General features: G+C 64.3%; 21 protein-coding genes. 12 read left to right on the forward strand and 9 right to left on the reverse strand.

Features of this window, described 5'->3' with window-relative positions; genetic code table 11:
• The first annotated feature begins 35 nt into the window (after nucleotides 1-35).
• Nucleotides 36-491: an acyl-CoA thioesterase gene (locus tag GO499_RS01660; RefSeq protein ID WP_161860551.1), complete on the forward strand. Its 456-nt coding sequence runs from the start codon at nucleotides 36-38 to the stop codon at nucleotides 489-491.
• A gap of 4 nt (nucleotides 492-495) precedes the next feature.
• On the opposite strand, the gene GO499_RS01665 is transcribed toward GO499_RS01660, so the two are convergent.
• On the reverse strand, nucleotides 496-774 hold the full coding sequence (locus GO499_RS01665) for a DUF3572 domain-containing protein (protein ID WP_161860552.1): 279 nt from the start codon (nucleotides 772-774) through the stop codon (nucleotides 496-498).
• A gap of 116 nt (nucleotides 775-890) precedes the next feature.
• Here GO499_RS01665 and GO499_RS01670 point away from each other — a divergent pair, with 116 nt between their 5' ends.
• From GO499_RS01670 to GO499_RS01685, 4 genes are all read left to right on the forward strand, one after another.
• Nucleotides 891-2,267, forward strand: coding sequence for a diguanylate cyclase (locus GO499_RS01670; RefSeq protein WP_161860553.1), 1,377 nt, complete (start codon nucleotides 891-893; stop codon nucleotides 2,265-2,267).
• A 91-nt stretch (nucleotides 2,268-2,358) separates the two neighbouring features.
• Complete coding sequence (locus GO499_RS01675) at nucleotides 2,359-2,937, forward strand: TetR/AcrR family transcriptional regulator (protein WP_161860554.1); 579 nt, start codon at nucleotides 2,359-2,361, stop codon at nucleotides 2,935-2,937.
• A gap of 25 nt (nucleotides 2,938-2,962) precedes the next feature.
• On the forward strand, nucleotides 2,963-3,250 hold the full coding sequence (locus GO499_RS01680; RefSeq protein WP_161860555.1) for a YciI family protein: 288 nt from the start codon (nucleotides 2,963-2,965) through the stop codon (nucleotides 3,248-3,250).
• Nucleotides 3,251-3,253: 3 nt separating this feature from the next.
• Nucleotides 3,254-3,856, forward strand: coding sequence for a DNA-3-methyladenine glycosylase I (locus GO499_RS01685; protein ID WP_161860556.1), 603 nt, complete (start codon nucleotides 3,254-3,256; stop codon nucleotides 3,854-3,856).
• A gap of 10 nt (nucleotides 3,857-3,866) precedes the next feature.
• On the opposite strand, the gene GO499_RS01690 is transcribed toward GO499_RS01685, so the two are convergent.
• Genes GO499_RS01690 through GO499_RS01700 form a run of 3 tightly spaced genes read right to left on the reverse strand, consistent with a single transcriptional unit; the run spans nucleotide 3,867 to nucleotide 5,332 of the window.
• Entirely contained in the window at nucleotides 3,867-4,370 is a 504-nt protein-coding gene (locus tag GO499_RS01690; protein WP_161860557.1) for a periplasmic heavy metal sensor, read from the reverse strand.
• A gap of 3 nt (nucleotides 4,371-4,373) precedes the next feature.
• Nucleotides 4,374-4,748, reverse strand: coding sequence for a hypothetical protein (locus GO499_RS01695; RefSeq protein ID WP_161860558.1), 375 nt, complete (start codon nucleotides 4,746-4,748; stop codon nucleotides 4,374-4,376).
• Nucleotides 4,745-5,332: a sigma-70 family RNA polymerase sigma factor gene (locus tag GO499_RS01700; protein WP_161860559.1), complete on the reverse strand. Its 588-nt coding sequence runs from the start codon at nucleotides 5,330-5,332 to the stop codon at nucleotides 4,745-4,747. Before GO499_RS01700 ends, GO499_RS01695 begins: the two co-directional genes overlap by 4 nt.
• Before the next feature lie 231 nt (nucleotides 5,333-5,563).
• Here GO499_RS01700 and GO499_RS01705 point away from each other — a divergent pair, with 231 nt between their 5' ends.
• The 4 genes from GO499_RS01705 to GO499_RS01720 all read left to right on the forward strand — a co-directional run bounded on the left by GO499_RS01705 (nucleotide 5,564) and on the right by GO499_RS01720 (nucleotide 7,590).
• Nucleotides 5,564-5,962, forward strand: coding sequence for a DUF983 domain-containing protein (locus tag GO499_RS01705; RefSeq protein ID WP_284154860.1), 399 nt, complete (start codon nucleotides 5,564-5,566; stop codon nucleotides 5,960-5,962).
• A 41-nt stretch (nucleotides 5,963-6,003) separates the two neighbouring features.
• A complete protein-coding gene (locus GO499_RS01710; RefSeq protein ID WP_348520794.1) occupies nucleotides 6,004-6,693 on the forward strand; it encodes an NUDIX hydrolase in 690 nt (229 codons plus the stop codon).
• Between the two features lie 107 nt (nucleotides 6,694-6,800).
• Nucleotides 6,801-6,968 carry a 50S ribosomal protein L33 gene (gene rpmG / locus GO499_RS01715; protein WP_009572866.1) on the forward strand — a complete coding sequence of 56 codons (168 nt, stop codon included), beginning with the start codon at nucleotides 6,801-6,803 and terminating at the stop codon, nucleotides 6,966-6,968.
• A gap of 82 nt (nucleotides 6,969-7,050) precedes the next feature.
• On the forward strand, nucleotides 7,051-7,590 hold the full coding sequence (locus tag GO499_RS01720) for a GNAT family N-acetyltransferase (RefSeq protein ID WP_161860561.1): 540 nt from the start codon (nucleotides 7,051-7,053) through the stop codon (nucleotides 7,588-7,590).
• A gap of 18 nt (nucleotides 7,591-7,608) precedes the next feature.
• On the opposite strand, the gene GO499_RS01725 is transcribed toward GO499_RS01720, so the two are convergent.
• From GO499_RS01725 to GO499_RS01745, 5 genes are all read right to left on the reverse strand, one after another.
• Nucleotides 7,609-8,118, reverse strand: a complete 510-nt coding sequence (locus GO499_RS01725; protein WP_161860562.1) for a DinB family protein — start codon at nucleotides 8,116-8,118, stop codon at nucleotides 7,609-7,611.
• A 220-nt stretch (nucleotides 8,119-8,338) separates the two neighbouring features.
• Nucleotides 8,339-8,608, reverse strand: a complete 270-nt coding sequence (locus GO499_RS01730; RefSeq protein ID WP_161860563.1) for a YiaA/YiaB family inner membrane protein — start codon at nucleotides 8,606-8,608, stop codon at nucleotides 8,339-8,341.
• Between the two features lie 21 nt (nucleotides 8,609-8,629).
• Nucleotides 8,630-9,313, reverse strand: coding sequence for a PspA/IM30 family protein (locus tag GO499_RS01735; RefSeq protein ID WP_161860564.1), 684 nt, complete (start codon nucleotides 9,311-9,313; stop codon nucleotides 8,630-8,632).
• 118 nt (nucleotides 9,314-9,431) lie between these two features.
• Entirely contained in the window at nucleotides 9,432-10,028 is a 597-nt protein-coding gene (locus GO499_RS01740; protein WP_161860565.1) for a TetR/AcrR family transcriptional regulator, read from the reverse strand.
• Between the two features lie 56 nt (nucleotides 10,029-10,084).
• Nucleotides 10,085-11,482, reverse strand: a complete 1,398-nt coding sequence (locus GO499_RS01745) for a helix-turn-helix domain-containing protein (protein ID WP_161860566.1) — start codon at nucleotides 11,480-11,482, stop codon at nucleotides 10,085-10,087.
• Between the two features lie 121 nt (nucleotides 11,483-11,603).
• Between GO499_RS01745 and GO499_RS01750 the strand changes: the two genes are divergently transcribed.
• The 3 genes from GO499_RS01750 (at nucleotide 11,604) to GO499_RS19615 (ending at nucleotide 13,762) form a co-directional block, all read left to right on the forward strand.
• Nucleotides 11,604-13,136, forward strand: a complete 1,533-nt coding sequence (locus tag GO499_RS01750; protein ID WP_161860567.1) for an acyl-CoA carboxylase subunit beta — start codon at nucleotides 11,604-11,606, stop codon at nucleotides 13,134-13,136.
• A gap of 28 nt (nucleotides 13,137-13,164) precedes the next feature.
• Nucleotides 13,165-13,545 (forward strand): hypothetical protein, encoded by a 381-nt coding sequence (locus GO499_RS01755; protein WP_161860568.1) that lies wholly within the window; start codon nucleotides 13,165-13,167, stop codon nucleotides 13,543-13,545.
• Nucleotides 13,546-13,639: 94 nt separating this feature from the next.
• The gene (locus tag GO499_RS19615) at nucleotides 13,640-13,762 is read left to right on the forward strand and encodes a hypothetical protein (protein ID WP_284154861.1); all 123 of its coding nucleotides are present in this window, start codon (nucleotides 13,640-13,642) and stop codon (nucleotides 13,760-13,762) included.
• The last annotated feature ends 51 nt before the right edge of the window (nucleotides 13,763-13,813 follow it).

Consider the following 13,813-nt stretch of genomic DNA (forward strand, 5'->3'; position numbering starts at 1 on the left):
ATAAGGGCAGGATCAACGAGTTGACGAGAGCAGAAATGAAACGTCCCCGCCAGACACGCCGAGCCTATGCGTACTTCACGGACATGACCACCCGCTGGCGGGACAATGATGCCTATGGGCACATGAACAACGTCGTCTTCTATGAATACGTGGACACCTGCGTGAATGGCTGGCTGAAGGCCTCCGGAGCCCTGGACGTGCCGGGCGGGCCGGTGATCGGGCTGGTAGTTGAATCGGCCTGCGTCTTCCACGCGCCACTGGGCTTTCCGGAGCCGGTGGCGGTGGGGCTTCGCGTTTCGCGCATCGGCACGTCGTCGGTGCAGTATGATGTGGGTCTGTTCGCGCCGGACGGCAGGGAGGCGGCGGCGGAGGCCCGGTTCACGCATGTCTACGTGGCGCGGGACACTCGCCGGCCGATGCCGTTGCCCGACCGGATGCGCGAGGCATTGGCCAGCCTGCAGGTGTCGGAGGCGGACCGGGAGCGGGACTGAGGCGTCACGTCCAGTTCGGAAGGTCGCCGCCGGGCAGTGCGGCGCGGGCGGCGACGATGGTTTCCGGCGGGACCTGATGCTGCTCGGCGAACGCCAGTACGCCTTCGTCCGACAGCAGCACGAAATCCAGTACGGCGCCGAGAAACGCCGGATCCTGCGCGGCGGCGCGGATGTTGGCGGCATCTGCGCCCGTCTGTGCGAGGAATGCGCCCATGCGGTCGGGCTCTTCCGACAACCAGATGAGGGCGGAGACGGCGAGTTCGGCGGCAGCTTTGGGGGTCATGCGGTCAGTTTCCGTTGCGTCACATGTTTACGTTAAATTGTAGCCGTAAAGCTTTTGTTAACCTGTGCTGGCGAGAGTTCTCCAAACAAGGAAAGGTAGCGCCTCACAGGCACTTCATGAGCGGAAAAGTCCTCATTGTCAGCCCCGTACCAGCCCTGCGGGCCCTGTTTCGCGTGCGGCTGGAGGCGGATTACTTCCGTGTGGAGGTCTCCGACGGGTTCGAGGACATTTTCCAGAAGGTGGAATCCGCCAACCCCGATGTCATCGTCCTGTCCCCGGAAACGGGAGCGCGGACTTGCCGCCAGCTTTGCCGTGCCCTGAAACTGACGCCCGGCAGCGCCGGGATCCCGGTGCTGATGGTCCTGCCGGCCAACGATCCGCCGGTGCCGGAGGCGTTCTCAGCGGGGGCTGACGACATCGTGTTGCGCAGCGGCAGTGACGCGATGCTGACGGCCCGGCTGCGCCACCTGGTACGCGTGCGCCACATGATGGACGGCTTGAGACTGCGTGGGGAGGCGGCACAGGTTCTGAAGGGCGCATCCGTGCATGCCCGGCGGAGCGCATACAGCGACGATCAGCCCGTTATCCGGTTGTTGCCGGGCACACAGTTCGACGGGGCGGAGTGGAGCCGCCAGCTTTCCGTGGGCGGTTACCGGACCGTGACCAGCGGGCTCGACGACTTGGCCGGCATCGACTGGAGCGGGACGCGCGCCTGTATCATCGGCCATGATCCCGAGTCCGGGTGTGATGGCCTGCTGGCACTGTCGGAGATGCGCCACAATTCTGAAACCCGGGGTATTCCGGTGATCATGGTGCTGCGCGGCGAGACGCCCGTGCTGGCCGCCAGCGTTCTTGAACTTGGGGCCAGCGACTTCTGTGAGGCCCGCATGCAGTCGGGCGAACTCGTTGGCCGGGTGCGGGCGCAATTGCGCAACCATCGGCAGGCCGAAGTGCTGCGCCGGGTGCTGGCCGAAGGCGTGCACCTCTCGCTCGTCGATCCGCTGACGAACCTTCACAACCGCCGCTTCGCGGAAACCGAACTGGAGCGGATGTGCCGCGCGGCGGAGGCGGAACGCCGTCCGGCCGCGACGATGATGCTGGACCTCGATCACTTCAAGCATGTGAATGACAGCTATGGCCATGCCGGCGGTGACGAGGTGTTGCGGTGCGTGGCCCGCCGTTTACGGGAGCAGATGGTGGATGGCGACCTCGTGGCGCGGCTGGGCGGCGAGGAGTTCTGTTTCGTTCGCCCCGGTGTTGATGCCGTTGGCGCGCGGAGGTTGGCCGAGGCGATCCGCAGCGCGGTGGAGCGGACGCCGGTGCTGCTGCCCTGCGGACGGAGGGTGGACGTGACCGTCAGCATCGGTGTGGCGATGATACCGGCAGGCACACGTCCACGGGTCGAGCACCTCCTCTCCCGGGCTGACCGGGCGCTCTATGCTTCCAAGGCGGCGGGGCGCAACTGCATCAGTTTCCACCAGGCGGCTGCCTGATTGCAGGCCAAATGACCCAGTCCAAGGTTTAGTGGCTTGACGAATTAGGTCACTTGTCCTAATCAATAGGACAAGTGACCTAGGAATGCCCATGGCCGATCGGAACGAAACCAGTGCGAAGATAGTATCGGCGGCGGATACGCTGTTCTACGAGACAGGTTTCGAGGCGACATCCTTTGCCGATATCGCGGCTGCCGTCGGCATTTCACGCGGAAATTTCTATCATCATTTCAAGACCAAGGACGCGATCCTCGACGCGGTGATCGACCGGCGGATGGAGGCGACGCGGGCAATGCTGGCGGACTGGGCGGCGGAGGCGGGTGCCGCAGAGGCCCGGATCCTGTGCTTCATTCGCATCCTGATCGTCAATCGCGCCAGTATCATGGCCTACGGTTGCCCGGTGGGCACGCTTTCGGCGGAGCTGTCCAAGCTCGATCACGCGGCGCAGGGCCGGGCGGCGGAGGTATTCGCGCTGTTCCGGAACTGGCTGGCAGCAGAGTTCCGAAAGCTCGGGCATGAGGATGAGGCCGAGGCGCTGGCGCTGCACGTGTTGGCGCGGTCGCAAGGGGTGGCGGCGCTGGCCACCGCGTTCCGCGACGAGGATTTTATCCGCAGGGAGGTGGCGGCGCTGGAGGTGTGGCTGCACAGCCTTTGTGTGGGGCAGAATTGAACCGAAAGAGAAGGGAGAGGCGGCAATGTTCGTCGTATTGCTGAGATTTGCCGCCAACAGGGCGGCCGCGCCGGAGCACATGCAGGCGCACAACGAGTGGATCGCGCAGGGGTTCGAGGCCGGGGTCTTCCAGCTTGTTGGTTCCCTTGCGCCCGCGGGTGGCGGCGGCGTGCTGGCGCATGGCGAAAGCCGGGCCGAAATCGAGGCGCGGGTGGCAGAGGACCCTTTCGTCGTTCATGGTGTGGTGACGCCGGAGATCATCGAGATCAACGCCAAACGCACTGCGCCGGCGCTGGCCTTCGCGGCGGCCTGAGCGATGACACTGGTGACCGGCCCGGACGGGCGGCCACGCTGCGGATGGTGCGCGGCGGCCCCAGATTTCTTCAGGTATCACGATGACGAATGGGGCTGGCCGGTGGCCGACGATACCCGTCTGTTCGAAAAACTTTGCCTGGAGAGTTTCCAATCCGGATTGAGCTGGCGGACGATCCTGAGCAAGCGAGAGAATTTCCGCGCAGCCTTTGCGGGCTTTGATTATCGTGCGGTAGCCGGTTTTGGTTCGGAGGACAGGGCGCGGCTGCTGGCTGACGCCGGGATCGTGCGACATGCGGGCAAGATAGACGCGGTGCTGAACAATGCGCGTGTCGCATGCGAAATCGCCAATACCGAGGGCTCTCTTGCCCGTTTCCTGTGGCGGTTCGAACCCGGTGAAGCCGAAGCCGTGCCGCCGCAGAGCGTGACGACCTCGCCGGCGTCGGTGGCGCTGTCGAAGGTGCTGAAGGCCCGAGGGTGGAAGTTTTTCGGCCCGACGACAGCCTTCGCGTTCATGCAGAGCATGGGTCTGATCAACGATCACGCCGAAGGCTGCGTGATGCGGGCGGCTGTGGCCGAGGCGCGGGCAGGGTTCCCGCGCCCCTGAAAGCTGTGGCTCAGGGTTTCTCGCGCGGTGGCGGCGGAGGCTTGCGCTTCTTGCGCTCACGCCACTCCTCGAGGTTGGCGGCGAACTCGGCCCGTTCTTCGGCACTCATGCCTTCGATTGTCTCCAGCATTATGACCTGCGCCTCACTACTGACGGTCATCCAGAAGGCTTGTTGACGGTCAAAGAGCGCACCGACTGCAGCGGTGTCCAATGTTTCGGCCCGCAGGAGCGTGATCAGTTCCGCGCGGTTGGCCTCCACCTCGCGCATCCGATCACGGAATGCGCTGCGACGCTCGCGGAACGCCTCCCGCAGTATCTTTCGAGCCGGTTCCGGAAGGGAATGTTCAATCACACGGAATTCGCCGCTTGGTCCGGCCAGGCGCGGCGGTGGGCCGCGCCAGATCGCACCGGCAATCAGACCGATGAACAGCAGATTGAGCGACAGCGACACGATCAGCAGAATCCGGCCCCGGGTAAAGCGTGGTTTGCGTGCCTTGGTTACAGGTTCAGCCATCTGTCATCCCTCTGCCAGATAAATGGCGAACGGATCGTCGGCGCTGTCGGTATCGGCCTCGAGCACGGCCGGTTGTGCGCCGAGGGTTATCTCTGCCGCCGTCACGCTGATCGGCAGGCCGCTGCCCGCACCGAGCCAGACGCCGAAGAGGGCGGAAGCGGCCAGGGCACCCATGCCCTGCCAGCCACCGGTGCCTTCCAGCGCCGCGGAAAACACGGCCCGCAGGCGGGCGAGCGCCCCGGGCTGTCTGCGGGGCTGCACCATGCGCGCATCGGTGACGATACGCGCCAGCAGTTCCGGCGTGGGGGCAGGGGTTTCCGCGCGCAGGTCCGCAAGCAGACGGTCGAGCGTGTCACTGTGTTTCTTCGGATCACTCATGTTGTGCCATCCTTGTAGCTCAAATTTCCGGCCTGTCCCATCAGGGCGGCGCTCAGTCCGCGCTTGCCTCTTGCGATCAGGCTTTCCACCGCTTCGACCGAAACCCCCATGATCTCCGCGATTTCCGGGTTGCCGCGCTCCTCCAGATGGCGAAGCGTGACGGCCAGGCGCTGCTTTTCGGGCAGCGTTCCGAGGGCTTCGCGCAGCGCTGCGACGCGATCCGCCTCGATCAGCCCGGCCTCGACGCTGCGGGCCGGATCCTCCGGCTCGCAGGTGTCATCCAGCGGCATCTGCCGACCGCGCCGGCGCAGCCTGTCGGTGCAGAGGTTGGCGGTGACCCGGTAGAGCCAGGTCGAAATCCGCGCGCGGCCATCCTCCCAGTCCGGTGCGATCTTCCAAAGCCGCATCATTGCCTCCTGCGCCACATCCTCCGCTTCCGTCCTGTCGCCCAGCATGTGCATGGCCAGGGCCAGCACCCTTGGAACATGCGCAGCCGTCAGTTCCTCCGCGACGCCGGGTGCGCCGCTGGCATAGGCCCTGAGGGCCCGGGCATCCGCCCTGATCTCGGGATCGTCGAGCGCCATGTCAGCCTTTTAAGGCGCACCGTTACCGAAAGCGAGATGCGCCGCCTGCCGCGCCGATGGTTCCTGCATTCGCCGAATTGCATCCTCTTGCCTGTCTGTCCTCCGTTGAACGCGGGGCAGGGACGGTTCCGTCGCGGGTGCGGCAGATTCTTTGCGACATCCCGACGCAAGGCAATTTGCCTTAGGGTATTTCCCCGGCAGGAGGCGTATCTGGCTGGTATGGAAGAACTCATGACACACGATTCACACCATTCCTCGGCAGATGATGCCCGCGACACCCGCAAGGCCGCCTTGCGCGGCTGGCAGCGGACCTGCCCGAGTTGCGGCACCGGACCGCTGATGCAGAGCTATCTGAAGGTGCGGGACAAATGCGCTGTCTGTGGCGAGGAGCTGCATCACCACCGCGCCGATGACGGGCCGGCATGGGCCACGATCCTTGTTGCCGGGCATATACTGGCGCCGCTGATGCTGTTTGTCTTCGAACTCTGGCGGCCGGCCGGCTGGGTGATGGCCGTCGGTTTCTCCAGCGTATTCACGGTACTGGCCCTCTACCTGCTGCCGCGCCTGAAGGGCGTTTTCGTCGGGGTTCAGTGGGCCAAGCGGATGCACGGATTCGGCCACAACGGCTGAGGGCTGGACAGGGACATGGCGCCGGCCTTATGGCAATGGTCATGGAACAGTCCGCCGACACTCCCATTCGCGATGCCGCAACGCTGATCGCGTGGCGAACAGGCGCCAGCGGCCCGGAAGTGCTGATGGGCCAGCGTGGCGACAAGGCCGCCTTCATGCCCTCCAAGTTCGTGTTTCCCGGCGGGCGGGTAGATATGGGCGATGCGGCGGTAACGGCTGCGCCGGGCTTGCCGGAGATTTGCACCGCAAGGTTGGCGAAGGAGGCGGCACCAGGGATGGCAGGCGCCCTGGCCTCCGCCGCGATCCGGGAGTTGCGGGAGGAAACGGGGCTGTTGCTCGGCCGTCCGCGCAGGCAAGATGACCCTGCATTGGGCGGGCTTGAGGACTGGGCGGAGTTCGCCTCAGCCAGTCTCTACCCCACGGCCGCCGCAATGCAGTTCGTCTTCCGGGCCATAACGCCGCCGGGTCGTCCGCGCCGGTTCGACGCCCGTTTCTTCCTCGTGCCCGCCGCTGCCGTCTGCGGCGATCCGGAGGATTTCAGCAAATCCGACGACGAGCTTTCGCACCTGCAGTGGGTGCCGTTGCAGGCGGCGCGGGCCCTGGACCTGCCGTTCATCACCGGAATCGTGCTTTCCGAGGTTGCGGCACGGCTGGCGGATGCCGCCGCGGATGCGCGCCCGGTGCCGTTTTTCGACAATCGCGGCCAGCATTCGCGTTTTCTGATGCTCTGAGGCCTTGCCTGCTTGACACTCCCGCTGCGGTATGTGAGAGAGCGGCTTCAGATTTTACGAGCGCCCCGGCGGAGCTTCCGCGCGCGTGGCCCAAAGGAGACGGTCCCATGGCCAAGCCGACGACAATCAAGATTCGCCTGAACTCCACCGCGGACACGGGCCACTTTTACGTGACAAAGAAGAACGCGCGTACGATGACCGAGAAAATGGTCGTGAAGAAATACGATCCGGTTGCACGCAAGCATGTGGAATACAAAGAAGGCAAGATCAAGTAATCCTGCCCGACATACCAAACTGCTAGGCCGTGCTGGAGACAGCGCGGCTTTTTCGTATTTGCCTTGGGGAAAGGACGCCGTGATGCGGTTCCCACTCTGGAAACGCGATGCAGAAGCCGGGCCGGCGTATTTCATCAGGGCCTCGCGCAGCGATGACATGGGTGCGGTGGACCTGTTGCTTTCGCGTTCCTACCCGCGGCTGCTGAAGGCCGACTATCCTCCCTCCGTGCTGGTGACGGCGATTCCCCTGATCAGCCGCGCCCAGCCCGAACTGCTGCGGTCCGGCACCTATTACGTGGCCGAGGCGGCGGACGGTGGGATCTGGGGGGCGGGCGGCTGGTCGCTGGCGCCGCCGGGCGGGACGGCGCAGCGCGGCGTGGCCGGCCACATCCGCCATTTCGCCACCGATCCGGTCCATGTGCGCAAGGGCGTGGCTGCGGCGGTGATGCATCGGGTGCTGCTGGATGCACGGGCGGCTGGGCTGACGGCGCTGGAATGTTTTTCCACCAGAACGGCTGTGGCGTTCTATGCCGCGCAGGGGTTCGAGGTGGAAGCGGGGGTGGAGTTGCGGCTGGGAAATGCTGTCGTCTTTCCCGCCGTCCGCATGAGCCGCGCCATCTGAGGTGCAGGGCGTTTCGCGTCACTCCTGCATCGGCATGACGAACAGGTCCGTCGCCTCCGGCTTAGCGCCTGCGGCCGTCAACATCGCGTGGATCTGGCCGCGGTGATGCGTCTGGTGGTTGAAGAAATGCACAACGAGCAGGGCGAAGGGTTTCGTCACCTCCTTGCCGATGGCGCCCGAGAACCAGCTAAGCTCACCGGCAAGCTGGGCGTCGGTGATTTCCTCTGCCCATGCCGCGATGGCGGCGTCCGTGTGGCGGCGCCCGGCCTCGTAGCTTTGCCAGTCCGCCGTTTCCCGCGCGCTGTCGGCAATGGAATTCCGGTCTGGCGCGGCAGTGCCGGCAAAGCGGCTGAGCCACGTCCTGTCGCCCCAGAGGAGGTGATTCGCCGTAGCCTCGATGGAGCCAAAAAATGCGCCCCTGTCCTTGCTGCGCTCTACCGGGGAGAGCGCGGCCATCGCGCGGATATGCGCAGCGTTCTGCCAGATGCCGTAGCGACTCATCAACTGGACGTATGCGGAAGTGATCATCATTTGCCCCACGTTCGCTCGGCGCATTCTTTCCCGGAAACGGAAGAACCGCCACCCGAAAGTTCCGGGTGGCGGCCGTTGAAGTGCTGGTGCCTGTGTTACGCGCATACTGGTGAAACACGCCGACTGTCTCGTTACGCCCCCTAACTCGCGGGACACTCGCAAAACCTCGTTACTCTACTGGCACAGGCCACTCGTTAATCGGGTTACCCCCACTCCGTCACTTTTTCTCAGAGACGTACTCTTCCAGCATCTTCTCCGTTCTGGCCGCCTCGATCTGGTTGATCCGGTCCTGCTGGGACCGTGCGTCGATGCGGTATTTGACGAAATTCACGAGGGACAGGGTGAGGAGAAACACCCCCATGCCCCAGAACCCCTTGGTCGAGAGGTCCACCGGCGCCAGCCAGATGGACAGGGCCAGCATGCCGTAGGCGGTGGCGATGCCCGCCATGTTGAACATCGTGTAGATTTCGTTGGATTCGTTTTTCATCGGTCTTCTCCGTATTAGGCGTTATTTGTCTTGCTTGGCTTTCAGGCGGGCGATCACGTCTTCCGCACTGGTTTTCAGCTTCGGGCCATAGCCGGCTGCGGCGAGATCGTCGCGTGCCGTCTTGCCTGTCAGGTCGGCGTCGATCTCCGAGAGGATCTCGTCCTCCTCGAACGGGTCGCGCTGACCCATGATCCGCTCCACCAGTTCCTCTGCCTCCGTCATGTCGGACGTGCGGGTGATGGTGTTGGAGAAGCGCTTCTGCGCCTTGCGCTCCTGGTCGGTGGCGCGGGCCAGCATCGCGGCCTGGCGCAGGTCGACCACCCGGCGGTGCGCCCGGTCAAGGCTGTCGCGCATCCGCTCTACCCGGGCGGTGACACTCTCGACGGCCTTCTGGCGGGTGTCGCGCTCGTTCTCGAGTTCGGCGATGGCCTGGGCAGCTTTGAGGACGAGGTCTTCCGCCCCGGCCTTGAGGGCCTCTTCGGCGCGGGCCGTCATGTCCGACAGGCGGTCATTGACGGCTTCCAGTTGCCGCTGCTCCGTGCGGTGGCGACTGATGAGGGCGGCGAGCGTGGCCTTGGCTGCCCTCAGGTTCGTTTCGCAGTCGCGGACCTTCTGGTCCAGCAGGTCAACGGCGAACCGGTCCACCAGTGCCTCCTCCTGCCGTGCTGCGGCCCCCCGCATCAGTGTATTGAGTGTTCTGAACATTCCCCTCGCTCCTTGCTGGCTGCGTTTCGTGAACGCTGTTCATGAAATAGGAATAGCGATTCCATGAACGCCGTTCAAGACAAAAATGAACACTGTTCAGAATGACGTTACGTAAACGTCACACTGGAGGGTGAACGGCCGAGCCGACGAGCAATTCGATCACCCGCGGGACATCATCCGTGGGCACGGCGGAGATGCGATCCTCCACCGACAGCAGCACAATGCCGTGGACACCGGCGAACAGGCCGCGTGTCAGCAGGCGGACATCGGCCTCGTCCAGGTCTCGGCGCAGGGCGGCGAGGGGGACGGCGATGATCATGAACAGTTGCTTGACCTGTTCGTTGTACCACTCCGGCACGGCGGCGGCGTTCGACATCTCGACATTGAAAACGGCAGACCAGCGGTTGGGGTGCAGGCGGGCAAATCCGGCATAGGCCTGTCCCATGGCGACGAGTTGCGCCTCGTAGGCATCGGCAGGCTGGGCCTTGACTGCGGCGGTAACATGGGCGCCGAGGTCGCGGAAGGTGGCGGAGTTCACCTCCAGCACCAGCGCCTCCAGATCCTTGAAGATTGTGTAGATGCTGCCGACGGCGCAGCCGACGTCGGCCGCCAGATCGCGTGCGCGCAGAGATGCCAGCCCGTCATCGGTGATCCGCTTCGTCGCCGCTTCGACCAGCTTTTCGCGGGTTGCTGCGCGTTTGTCGCGTGTGCTCATGTCGTGCCTCCTGAACGTGGTTCAGGAAATACGTCGATGGGTCGCGGGCCGCAAGGTCATTGCAGAGAATAGGGCAGGATGCCGCGCTCCGCCGGGTCTACGCGCAGTGCGCGATCCATCGGGGGCAGGGCGCGCTGATGGCAGTTCGGCCGCTCGCACATCCGGCAGGAAATGCCGATCGGGTCGAATTCTGCCTCGCGGCTGAGGTCCATGCCGTCGGCATAGACCAGCGCACCGGCATGCTGCACTTCGCAACCCAGCCCGATGGCATAACGGCGGGTCGGCGCGGCGAAACTGCCGCCGGAGCGGGAAATATCACGCGCAAGGCAGAAATAACGCACGCCGTCCGGGGTTTCCGCCGCCTGCCGCAGCCACTGGCCCGGTGTCTCGAAGGCGCGGTGGACGTTCCAGAGCGGGCAGGCGCCGCCGAAGCGTGCGAATTGCAGGCGGGTGGCGGAATGGCGCTTGGTGATCGTGCCGGCGGGGTCGACGCGGACGAAGAAGAACGGCACGCCCTTGTTGCCGGCACGCTGGAGGGTGGAGAGCCGGTGTGCCACCTGCTCCAGCGAGGCGCCGAAGGCCAGTGCAAGTTGCTCCAGATCGTGACGCTTCTCCTCCGCCGCTGCGCGAAAACGGCCATATGGCAGCAACACGGCCCCGGCAAAATAGTTCGCGAGGCCGATGCGGCAGATATTTCGCGCCGTTTCGGTGCGGAAATCGGCGAGGTCGAGCGTCGCCTCGATCAGCTCCGCCTGCGCGATCAGTGCCACCTGATGCGCGATCTGGAACGCCTGGGTGGCCGCCCCAGATTCGGCGGAAAGCCGTAATGTGGCGCGTTGCGCGTCGTAGCTGCGGGTGGCACCGCCTGGTTCGATGCGGACGGCAATGCCGTGACGTTGCTCGAGTTCCGCCGCCAGCGCTGCCACCGGCGCACCCTCGAGGCCTTCGGCGAACCGCTCGCCAGCGCGGTCGACAGCGTCGATGTAGTTGTCGCAGTAGTGGAAGAAATCGCGCACTTCCTCCCACGGCTGCGGCGCCAGTCCGGTGCCCTCGTCCCCCAAAACGTCGGACAGCGAGGCAATCTGCTCCACCCTCTGGCGGTGGGCGCGATAGAGCGTGAGGAACGCCCTGGACAGGCCCGGCGCGTTGGTGGCCACCAATTGCAGTTCCGCCAGTGTCGGCCCGGCACTGCCGAATACCGGATCGACCAGGGCTTCGCGCATGTCGGCCACCATCCGGTCGGCCTCGTCCACCGCAAGTGTCGAGACGTCGAACCCGAATTCCCGGGCCAGCCCCAACACGGCGGCGGCAGAGGTCGGGCGCGTATTGTTCTCCATCTGGTTCAGGTAGGACAGGGATACCCCAAGCCGCGCGGCAAAATCCTTCTGCGTGAGACGGGACGCAAGGCGGACATCGCGCAGGGCGACGCCGGCGTAGAGTTTCTGACTGCTCATCGCATACTCCGCAAATTTGCAAAACGCAGAACTTAAATCGCAATGAGTTTGCAAATACACCAAAATTCCCTTCTCGCCCAGCCCCGGCGGTTCTAAGCTGCCGACAACGGTGGAGGCACGAATGAAAGACATTCTCGAAGAACTGGAGAAGCGCCGCGATCAGGCCCGTCTCGGCGGTGGCCAGAAGCGGATCGATGCCCAGCATGCCAAGGGCAAACTGACCGCGCGCGAACGTCTGGATGTGCTGCTGGATGAAGGCAGCTTCGAAGAGTTCGACATGTTCGTTGCCCATCGCGCCACCGATTTCGGCATGGCCGAACACAAGTATCCGGGCGACGGCGTAGTGACGGGTTGGGGCACGATCAACGGCCGCATGGTTTATGTCTTCAGCCAGGATTTTACCGTGCTTGGCGGCTCTTTGTCGGAAACGCATGCGCAGAAGATCTGCAAGATCATGGATATGGCGGTCAAGAATGGGGCGCCTGTGATCGGGCTGAACGACTCCGGTGGCGCGCGAATCCAGGAGGGCGTAGCCAGCCTTGCGGGCTACGCCGACGTGTTCCAGCGCAACATCACCGCCTCGGGCGTGGTGCCGCAGATTTCCGTCATCATGGGGCCGTGCGCGGGCGGGGCGGTCTATTCGCCTGCGATGACCGACTTCATCTTCATGGTGCGCGATTCGTCCTACATGTTCGTCACCGGCCCCGATGTGGTGAAAACCGTCACCAACGAGGTGGTAACGGCCGAGGAATTGGGCGGGGCCAAGACGCACACCTCCAAATCCTCCGTCGCCGATGCCGCCTTCGAGAACGACGTGGAGGCGCTGCTGGAAACCCGCCGCCTGATCGACCTGCTGCCGCTCAACAACCGCGAAAAGCCGCCCGTCCGCCCCGTCTTTGACGAGCCCGACCGCGTGGAGCCGAGCCTCGACACCCTGATCCCCGACAATCCCAACATGCCCTACGACATGAAGGAATTGATCCACAAGGTGGCTGACGAGGGCGATTTTTACGAGATTCAGAAGGACTTCGCCAAGAACATCCTGACCGGTTTCATCCGGCTGGATGGCTCCACCGTCGGGGTCGTGGCCAACCAGCCCATGGTGCTGGCGGGCTGCCTAGACATCGACAGTTCCCGCAAGGCCGCCCGCTTCGTGCGCTTCTGCGATGCTTTCGAGATCCCGATCCTCACCTTCGTCGATGTGCCCGGCTTCCTGCCCGGCACGGGCCAGGAATACGGCGGCGTGATCAAGCACGGCGCGAAACTGCTGTTCGCCTATGGCGAGGCGACGGTGCCAAAGGTCACCGTGATCACGCGCAAGGCATATGGTGGCGCGTATGACGTGATGAGCTCCAAACACCTGCGCGGCGATTTCAACTATGCGTGGCCCACGGCGGAAATTGCCGTGATGGGGGCCAAGGGCGCGGTGGAGATCATCTATCGGTCTGATCTTGGTGATGCGGAAAAGATCGCAGGCCGTACCGCCGAATACGAGGGTCGGTTCGCCAACCCGTTTGTCGCCGCCGAGAAAGGCTTCATCGATGAGGTGATCATGCCGCATTCGACCCGCCGGCGCGTGACCCGGGCCTTTGCATCGCTGCGAAACAAGCAGCTGGAGAACCCGTGGAAGAAGCACGACAACATTCCGCTGTGAGCGGATACACGCCCGAAAGGACAAGTCTGTGAAAGAGACATGGCACCTTGAACGGCAGCACGATGCCGTCACAGTCAGCCGCCCGGGCCGGGCGCGGCTGGATGTGGCGGTATCGCGCGCACTCGATGTTACAGCGCCGGTATCGTTGGCTCGGATGGCACATCAGATCAGGCAGGATGTATGGCGGGCGCTGGCCGGGCAGCGTGGATTTTCGCCAGTGGTTCACATTACCCGCCGGGTCGGTGGGTTGGATGTCACGGCCGGCGGCATGATCTCGGCCCGCAATCCCTTGTCCGACAGGCTGCACAACCGCATCGGCGCGGTGCTCGATTGCCCGCGAAACCGCGATCGCTGGTGCCGTTTTGCGCGCCATAAGCGGGCTCTTGCCGGAGATAGGCCACGAGGATGATTGATTTTCGCTCTCAACAGGTTACGATTCTTTTCGGTGGGGTGCTGGCACCCTGCTGCGTGCAAAATAACAACTTCCCTGGAAGGACAACCTTATGGCAACTGCGCTCAAACTCAGCGTTCTCACAATCGTCATCGGCCTCGCGGCCTGCGCCAAAGAGCCGGAGCCGGAGCCCGTATACGTCGAGCCCGAGCCCGTCTTCACCGGCAAGGTCTGATAGGCCCAGCCTTCGCCTCCCGGCCCGCCCTGCGCGTGGCCGGGGGCAAGC

The organism is Algicella marina, from assembly GCF_009931615.1.
Lineage (GTDB): Bacteria > Pseudomonadota > Alphaproteobacteria > Rhodobacterales > Rhodobacteraceae > Algicella > Algicella marina.